Below are 2,468 nucleotides of genomic sequence, written 5' to 3' on the forward strand. Positions count from 1 at the left end.
AACCGTATTAATCAATCAGCAACACAATTGAACTTTTTAGATTTAAATATTAGTGAGGGAAAATAATGCCAAATATTATTGATTTATTTTCAGGTGTCGGTGGCATTTCATTGGGATTTCAGCAAGCAGGTTTTAATGTATTGTTAGCTAATGAAATTGACAAAGATATCTCAGAATCTTACAAAAAAAATCATCCTAATATTAGAATGATAAATGAAGATATTACAAAATTAAATATAGAAACTATTTTTGAGACCTATAAGTCTCAAACAGATGTAATAGTTGGTGGCCCTCCTTGCCAAGGTTTTTCTCAAAAAGGAGCACGTAAACTTTTTGATGATGAGCGCAACTTTCTTTTCAATTATTTCTATAAGGTGGTTGCTTTTGTAAAACCATCTTATTTTCTAATGGAAAATGTTCCAAATATTTTATCTGCAGGCAACCAAGCTTTTAAGCATGAAATATATAATCTATTTGAAGAATTAGGTTATACGTTAGATTCTAATGTATTAAATGCTGCTGATTTTGGAGTCCCTCAAAATAGAAGAAGAGCATTTATCTTAGGAAAGCTGAATGGGGCATTAGAATTGCCAAAAAAAAACAAAAAAAATATAACAGTTAAAGATGCCATTTCTGATTTAGCTTTTTTAAACTCAGGGGAAGGTAAACTAGAACAAAGTTATAAAGTATCGCCTCAGTCTGATTATCAAAAATTAATGCGAAAAAATTCTAGTGTACTTTATAACCATGTAGCTACAAAACATTCGCAAATCGCTTTAGAACGATTAAAATTGATTCCTCCAGGAAAAGGTAGAGAAATGTTACCCGAAGAACATCTTACAAAATCTATTTATAGCGGTACATGGTCAAGAATGTTAGAAGATAGCCCGTCAGTTACTATCACAACTAGATTTGATACCCCTTCTTCTGGAAGGTTTACCCACCCATTCTTAGATAGAGCTATAACTGTTCGAGAAGCAGCAAGAATTCAATCTTTTCCTGATGATTTCATTTTCTTTGGAAACAAATCTTCTCAAATGAAGCAGGTTGGTAATGCTGTTCCTCCATTACTTGCAAAAGAAATTGCAGAAGTAATTATCCAGGATTTAAAAGATATCGATATTCACAAATAACACCAAAATTTTACGTTTTTTGAATTCTAATACAGCAAAACGAGCCTACAATCCATCTGGCAGCACCACTCCAAGCCTTCTTGATTTTGAAAAGGTGCGACAGCGCCGAAAATCTAGATGGCTTGCTATCCAGGCAACGAGTGGATCCCTGCGGTGCGTGAGCTCCGCGGGATGCGCTCGCTACGAATCACTTGAATATAGGCGTGTCTAGCGCTTTAACATATCAAAAGCCTTCTCGATCTGTAAAGGTGCGCAAGCACCGACATCGAGAGGGCTTATTTTTTGTGCGAGCCGGTCCTGACGAGGTGCAAAGCGCCGGAAGGACCTGGCGGAGCATGCTCGTTGCGAAAGGCAGAAAGTGCGTCATTGCAACTTGTAGCCGAAGCCGCCTCCTAAAGTCGGACTGCACAAAGCGGAGCGGGTGCGGGCCGACATGTCCTCCCCCCAAGAGCGCCTCGAAAATCCTCTCCCTTTTTGACAGGGTGTGGGGGATGCCGGGTGCTCGAGGGCGGCGGGGGGAGGGGGATTAGTGTGGAAGTGCGTAGGAAATGAATGGAGGCGATGGTGCAGCGAACGAGAGTGAGCGCTACAACATCGCTTCCTTAGTGTGAGTGCAATCGGATAGAGCTGGGCGCGTGTAGGATGGCCGGGATCTGCATGATGGTCCACACGCTAGGAGGCGGCGAGGCGGGGCATGATTTAACAACTATTGCAGTTAGTTTTTTTAGGACCATCTTCAGTAAAAATATGGCTGATATTATAATAGAGTACATAGAATCACGTATATAAAAAGAAAAAAGTCACGATCATTGATACGACAATAATCATGACTTCTTTGTATATTCCCAAACTTTGATTTGGGAACGTTTTTTTGTATGAGACTGTATAGATAGAAGCTCGCTAATTAATATAAAATTATCTTTTTAATAAAAACAATCTAATTTAAACAATTATTGGAGTATAATTTGAATATTCAGGAACAAAGGTTGAGATTTTAGAAAGTACTTTATTAATAAAGGAATTGATTTAATTGAATTATTTTATGTACATAGTTTGTATGCTAATATGGGGACTTAACTTTATTGCTGTTAAAATACAAGGGACAGAAGCTCCTTTAGAAATTTCATTGTTATACCGTTCTGCAATTGCATTTATTCTTTTCTATATTTTATTTAAAATTAAAAAGATGAAATTTACGAAAGAAAAAATGAATTACTTTACGATTATTGGGTTTGGCGTTTGTAATTTTGCAATCAGCTATTTATTACTTTATTATGGAACAATTTATAGTACAGCAGCACTTGTCACACTAATTTTCTCATTGAAAGCAATTAT

General features: G+C 37.0%; 2 protein-coding genes. Both read left to right on the plus strand.

The features are described 5' to 3' along the window. Positions 1-65 precede the first annotated feature (65 nt). A complete protein-coding gene (locus tag V514_RS0118540; RefSeq protein WP_029501247.1) occupies positions 66-1,133 on the plus strand; it encodes a DNA cytosine methyltransferase in 1,068 nt (355 codons plus the stop codon). Positions 1,134-2,163: 1,030 nt separating this feature from the next. Then, the coding region (locus tag V514_RS0118545; protein ID WP_029501248.1) for an EamA family transporter at positions 2,164-2,468 on the plus strand (305 nt) is incomplete at its 3' end.

Source organism: Kurthia huakuii LAM0618 (genome assembly GCF_000505545.1).
Taxonomy (GTDB): domain Bacteria; phylum Bacillota; class Bacilli; order Bacillales_A; family Planococcaceae; genus Kurthia; species Kurthia huakuii.

Excerpts from the sequence above, each read along its gene's own strand:
- V514_RS0118540 (WP_029501247.1), top strand. The coding sequence starts at position 66 with ATGCCAAATATTATTGATTTATTTTCAGGTGTCGGTGGCATTTCATTG.